The 5,225-nt window shown below is 72.8% G+C and carries 5 protein-coding genes; 3 read left to right on the top strand and 2 right to left on the bottom strand.

Going from position 1 to position 5,225, the window contains the following annotated elements; translation table 11 throughout:
- Positions 1-131: 131 nt before the first annotated feature.
- Positions 132-1,799, bottom strand: coding sequence for a fumarate hydratase (locus ACFV0G_RS34775; RefSeq protein WP_380556602.1), 1,668 nt, complete (start codon positions 1,797-1,799; stop codon positions 132-134).
- A 208-nt stretch (positions 1,800-2,007) separates the two neighbouring features.
- On the opposite strand from ACFV0G_RS34775, the gene ACFV0G_RS34770 reads away from it, so the two are divergent.
- Positions 2,008-2,694, top strand: a complete 687-nt coding sequence (locus ACFV0G_RS34770; RefSeq protein WP_380556600.1) for a DUF1707 domain-containing protein — start codon at positions 2,008-2,010, stop codon at positions 2,692-2,694.
- Positions 2,695-2,923: 229 nt separating this feature from the next.
- The gene (locus ACFV0G_RS34765) at positions 2,924-3,319 is read left to right on the top strand and encodes a WhiB family transcriptional regulator (RefSeq protein ID WP_380556598.1); all 396 of its coding nucleotides are present in this window, start codon (positions 2,924-2,926) and stop codon (positions 3,317-3,319) included.
- A gap of 60 nt (positions 3,320-3,379) precedes the next feature.
- On the opposite strand, the gene glpX is transcribed toward ACFV0G_RS34765, so the two are convergent.
- Positions 3,380-4,420, bottom strand: coding sequence for a class II fructose-bisphosphatase (glpX, locus tag ACFV0G_RS34760; protein ID WP_380556596.1), 1,041 nt, complete (start codon positions 4,418-4,420; stop codon positions 3,380-3,382).
- Between the two features lie 215 nt (positions 4,421-4,635).
- Here glpX and ACFV0G_RS34755 point away from each other — a divergent pair, with 215 nt between their 5' ends.
- Positions 4,636-5,157, top strand: a complete 522-nt coding sequence (locus tag ACFV0G_RS34755) for a DUF4245 domain-containing protein (RefSeq protein WP_380556594.1) — start codon at positions 4,636-4,638, stop codon at positions 5,155-5,157.
- The last annotated feature ends 68 nt before the right edge of the window (positions 5,158-5,225 follow it).

The following is a 5,225-nucleotide window of genomic DNA, read 5'->3' as shown; positions in this document are numbered from 1 at the left end:
CGCGGGGCCCCGCCCCCCCCCCGGCCGGCGCGGGCCTCCCGCCGCCCGGCGGGGACCCCCCCCCCCCGTCGCCCCCCCCTGGCCCGCGGGCCCCGGCGGAGCGGCCCCGGGGCCCCGCGCACGTGTGCCGCCTACTCCGCGGAGCGGACCCGCAGGCTGGTGATCAGCGGGCCGTCCGTCACCTCGGCGAAGAAGTCGTTGCCCTTGTCGTCGACGACGATGAACGCCGGGAAGTCCTCGACCTCGATCCGCCAGACCGCCTCCATGCCGAGCTCGGGGTACTCCAGCACCTCGACCTTCTTGATGCAGTCCTGGGCCAGGCGGGCGGCCGGGCCGCCGATCGAACCGAGGTAGAAGCCGCCGTGCTCGGCGCAGGCCTTGGTGACCTGCTTGGAGCGGTTGCCCTTGGCGAGCATGACCATCGAGCCGCCGGCGGCCTGGAACTGGTCGACGTAGGAGTCCATCCGGCCGGCCGTGGTCGGGCCGAACGAGCCGGAGGCGTAGCCCTCGGGGGTCTTGGCCGGGCCGGCGTAGTAGACCGGGTGGTCCTTCATGTACTGCGGCATGCCCTCGCCGGCGTCCAGGCGCTCCTTGATCTTCGCGTGGGCGATGTCGCGGGCGACCACCAGCGTGCCGCTGAGCGACAGCCGGGTCTTCACCGGGAACTTGGCCAGCTGTGCCCGGATGTCGGCCATCGGCTGGTTGAGGTCGACCCGGACGACCTCGTCGTCGAGGTGCTCGTCGGTGGTGTCCGGCAGGTACTTCGCCGGGTCGGTCTCCAGCTGCTCCAGGAAGACGCCCTCGGCGGTGATCTTGCCGAGCGCCTGGCGGTCGGCGGAGCAGGAGACGGCCATCGCGACCGGCAGCGAGGCGCCGTGCCGCGGAAGGCGGATGACGCGGACGTCGTGGCAGAAGTACTTGCCGCCGAACTGCGCGCCGATGCCGATCTTCTGGGTGAGCTCGAAAACCTTCTGCTCCAGCTCCAGGTCGCGGAAGCCGTGGCCGGTCTTCGCGTCGCCGGAGGTCGGCAGGTTGTCGAGGTAGTGCGCGGAGGCGTACTTGGCGGTCTTCAGGGCGAACTCGGCGCTGGTGCCGCCGACCACGATCGCCAGGTGGTACGGCGGGCAGGCCGCGGTGCCCAGCGAGCGGATCTTCTGCTCCAGGAAGGAGAGCATCGACGACTCGTTGAGGATCGCCTTGGTCTCCTGGTACAGGTACGACTTGTTGGCCGAGCCGCCGCCCTTCGCCATGAAGAGGAACTTGTAGGCGCCGCCGTCGGTGGCGTAGAGCTCGATCTGGGCCGGCAGGTTGTTGCCGGTGTTCTTCTCGTCCCACATGGTGACCGGCGCCATCTGCGAGTAGCGCAGGTTCAGCTTCGTGTACGCGTCGTACACGCCGCGGGCGATCGCCGCCTCGTCCTCGCCGGAGGTGAGGACGTTCTGACCGCGCTTGCCCATGACGATCGCGGTGCCGGTGTCCTGGCACATCGGGAGGATGCCGCCGGCCGAGATGTTGACGTTCTTCAGCAGGTCGAGCGCGACGAACCGGTCGTTCGGGCTGGCCTCGGGGTCGTCCAGGATGCGGCGCAGCTGGGCGAGGTGGGCCGGGCGCAGGTAGTGCGAGATGTCGTGCATGGCCTCGGCGGTGAGCAGCCGCAGGGCCTCCGGCTCGACCTTGAGGAAGGTGCGGCCGTCGGCCTCGAAGGTGGAGACGCCCTCGGAGGTCAGCTTGCGGTACGGCGTGGGGTCGGCACCGAGCGGGAGGAGGTCGCGGTACTCGAATTCCGGCGTGGGAGCCATGAGGGCAGGTCCTTCACAAGTCTCGGCTGCGTCGACGAAGCATTCCCAGGGTAGGCGCAGCCCGGCGGGGACCGGCGCGCAGGTGAGCCTGCGTGACGGGGCTCACGCCATTCTGGTGCGAACTCTCGTTCGGCAGGGCGCCGGTGGCTAGGCTTTCCCCGTGGAGAACTCGCCGTCGCCAGACGCCCAGCGCCCGGAGCCCGTACCGATGACCAAGCCCGGCGCCGAGGCCGCCGCGCGCCCGGCGCAGTCCCCGGCGGCCCCGGTCGCCGAGACGGACCTGCGGGCCGCGGACGCGGACCGCGAGAAGGTCGCGGACCTGCTGCGGGACGCGTACGCCGAGGGCCGGCTGACGATGGAGGAGCACGCGGAGCGCATCGAGGCCGCCTACCGGGCGAAGACCTTCGGCGAGCTCGCACCGCTGACCCGGGACCTCCCGGCGCACCCGGGGGCGATCTCGATGGAGAAGCCGCCGCTCGACCGCGCGGCCGCCCCGGCGATGCCGCCGGCCCGCCAGGAGTCGCCGACGATGGTGGCGGTGTTCGGCGGGGCCGAGCGCAAGGGCCGCTGGAGGGTGGGCTCCCACCTGAAGGCCGTGGCGATCTTCGGCGGGGTCGACATCGACCTCACGGACGCGGTCTTCGAGTCGCCGGAGGTGGTCATCGAGGTGACCGCGATCTTCGGCGGGGTCGACATCAAGGTGCCGGAGAACGTCAGCCTGCACGGCGGCGGCGTCGGCATCTTCGGCGGCTTCTCGGTCCGCGAGCAGACCGCGGCCGACCCGTACGCGCCAGTGGTGCGGATCAAGGGCGCGGCCGTGTTCGGCGGCTGCGACGCCAAGCCGCGCCGCGGCAAGAAGCTCCGCGAGTGGGTCCGCAAGCAGCTGGACACCTGAGGGGCGGCCCCAACTGGGCGGCAGGCACTCGGCGTTGCGCCGAGTGCAGGGAGTAGTCGGTTGCATGCGGTGTGCATGAATCGCGGTGCGAGGGGGTAGTTCCCCGTGCACATCGGTTCTTGTTACGGCTGTGGTCCCGGACGGCGGTGGTGCCGCGGCGGTACGGGCACGGGGGTGGCCGGGCAGGGACGCGAGCCTTCCGAGTCCCGATCCGTGTCAGGAGTTGGCCGTGCTGCATCCCATCGAGTCCAGTGCCACCGGCGCCGCCACCGCCGTCCGCCGGGCGGCCGCGGCGGTCCCGGCGGCCCGGCCGGCGGAGCCCCCGGAGGACAACCCCTGGCACACCGGCGCGGCGTGCCGCCGGGACGAGGCGGGGCTCTTCTTCGCCCCCTCCAAGGAGCCCACGGCGGCCCGGCTCGCCCGCGAGGAGCAGGCCAAGCAGGTGTGCGCCCGCTGCCCGGTGCTGCTGGAGTGCCGCGAGCACGCCCTGGCGCAGCCGGAGCCGTACGGGGTGTGGGGCGGGCTGACCGCGGCGGAGCGCCGGGTGGTGCTGGCCCGCCGGCGGCGCCGGGAGGCCGAGCTGCGCGAGGCGCGCCGGGTCGGTGCGCGCCGGATAGCGGGCTGAGACACGGGCGCGCGCCCCGGGGCGGGGGGGCCCGGGGCCGCGGTGTCCGCAGGGCTGCGGTCAGTTCGCGCGGTCGAAGTCGATCGCGCTGTAGGCCCGCAGCTTCGACAGCTTGTGGGTGGAGTCGATGCGCCGGATCGTGCCGCTCTTGGAGCGCATCACCAGCGAGCTGGTGGTGGCGGTCTCCTGGCGGTAGTGGACGCCGCGCAGCAGCTCGCCGTCGGTGATGCCGGTGGCGACGAAGAAGACGTTCTCGCCGGAGACCAGGTCGTCGGTGGAGAGCACCCGGTCCAGGTCGTGGCCGGCGTCCAGCGCCTTCTGCCGCTCCGCCTCGTCCTTGGGCCACAGCCGGCCCTGGATGACGCCGCCCATGCACTTCATCGCGCAGGCCGCGATGATGCCCTCGGGGGTGCCGCCGACGCCCATCAGCAGGTCGACGCCGGTGCCCTCGCGGGCGGCCATGATGGCGCCGGCCACGTCGCCGTCGGAGATGAACTTGATCCGGGCGCCGGCCTCGCGGATCTCCTTGACCAGCCCGTCGTGGCGGGGGCGGTCCAGCACGACGACGGTGATGTCCTCGACGGCGCTGCCCTTGGCCTTGGCGACCCGGCGGATGTTGACGGCCGCCGGGGCGGTGATGTCGACGAAGTCCGCGGCCTCCGGGCCGCAGACCAGCTTGTCCATGTAGAAGACCGCGCTGGGGTCGAACATGGTGCCGCGGTCGGCGACCGCGAGGACGGCGACCGCGTTGTGCATGCCCTTGGCGGTGAGGGTGGTGCCGTCGACCGGGTCCACGGCGACGTCGCACTCGGCGCCGGTGCCGTCGCCGACCCGCTCGCCGTTGTAGAGCATCGGTGCCTCGTCCTTCTCGCCCTCGCCGATGACGACGACGCCGTTCATCGAGACGGTGGAGACGAGGGTGCGCATGGCCTTCACGGCCGCGCCGTCGGCGCCGTTCTTGTCACCGCGGCCGACCCAGCGGCCGGCCGCCAGCGCGGCGGCCTCGGTGACGCGGACGAGTTCCAGGGCGAGGTTGCGGTCCGGGGCCTCCGGAGCGACCTCCAGCGAGCTGGGGAGGTGGTGCGGGTACTGCGTGGTCATCGTCGTTACCTCTCTGTACGCGACGGCCAGTGAGCGCCCGACTACTGCCAGCTCGGAACGCCGTGGTGAGGGTGCTGCGATCGTATCCGGCGCCCGCGCGGGTGTCTGTGGCGCACCCTGGGCGACCAGCGGGTATGCGGTGGTTCGTCCCGCTTCACCCGTCGGCGGGACCCCCGGTGGTCGGGGCGGCGGGAGGGATGGTCCACCATGGACGGGTGGCAGGCAGCAGCAGCATGAGAGGCCGGCAGACGGTACGGGACATGGTCCTGTCGATGCTGGCGGTCGGAGTCGTCGGGTTCTTCGCGTACCTCTTCATCCCGCACTCCGGCGGCGACGGGGTGCACGAGGTCGACTACCGGGTGGCCCTGGCGTCGGCCAAGCGCGCCGCGCCGTACCCGGTGCTCGCGCCGCAGGGCCTCGCCGGCGGCTGGCGGGCGACCTCGGTGCAGTACTCGAAGGACGCCCACGGCAACGCGGTGTGGCACCTCGGGTTCGTGACCCCGGAGGGCAAGTACGCGGCCGTCGAGCAGTCGACCGCCGCGCAGACGGCGGTGCTCGCCGACGTCGTGCCGAAGGGCGAGCCGGACGGCAGCACGGCGGTGGCCGGCCAGGACTGGCAGCGCTACCAGGGCAAGCCGTACCGCGGGCTGACCCGGCAGACCGGCTCGGCGACCACCGTGGTGACCGGCTCCGCCTCGTACGACGAGCTCGCGCAGCTGGCCGGCGCACTGAAGTGACGGCGCCCCGCGCGCTGGCGTGACGGCGCCCGGCGCACCGCGCGCCGGGGCCGGAGAACACGGCGAAG

Source organism: Kitasatospora sp. NPDC059571, assembly GCF_042735675.1.
In the GTDB taxonomy this organism is placed as follows: Bacteria; Actinomycetota; Actinomycetes; order Streptomycetales; family Streptomycetaceae; genus Kitasatospora.
The sequence above is the reverse complement of the archived record's forward strand: the minus strand, read 5'-3'. Positions and strand labels throughout refer to the sequence as shown.

What these genes read in the sequence shown, in the direction of transcription:
- ACFV0G_RS34775 (WP_380556602.1), bottom strand. Translation starts at nt 1,799, where the DNA reads ATGGCTCCCACGCCGGAATTCGAGTACCGCGACCTCCTCCCGCTCGGT.
- ACFV0G_RS34770 (WP_380556600.1), top strand. Translation starts at nt 2,008, where the DNA reads ATGACCAAGCCCGGCGCCGAGGCCGCCGCGCGCCCGGCGCAGTCCCCG.
- glpX (WP_380556596.1), bottom strand. Translation starts at nt 4,420, where the DNA reads ATGACCACGCAGTACCCGCACCACCTCCCCAGCTCGCTGGAGGTCGCT.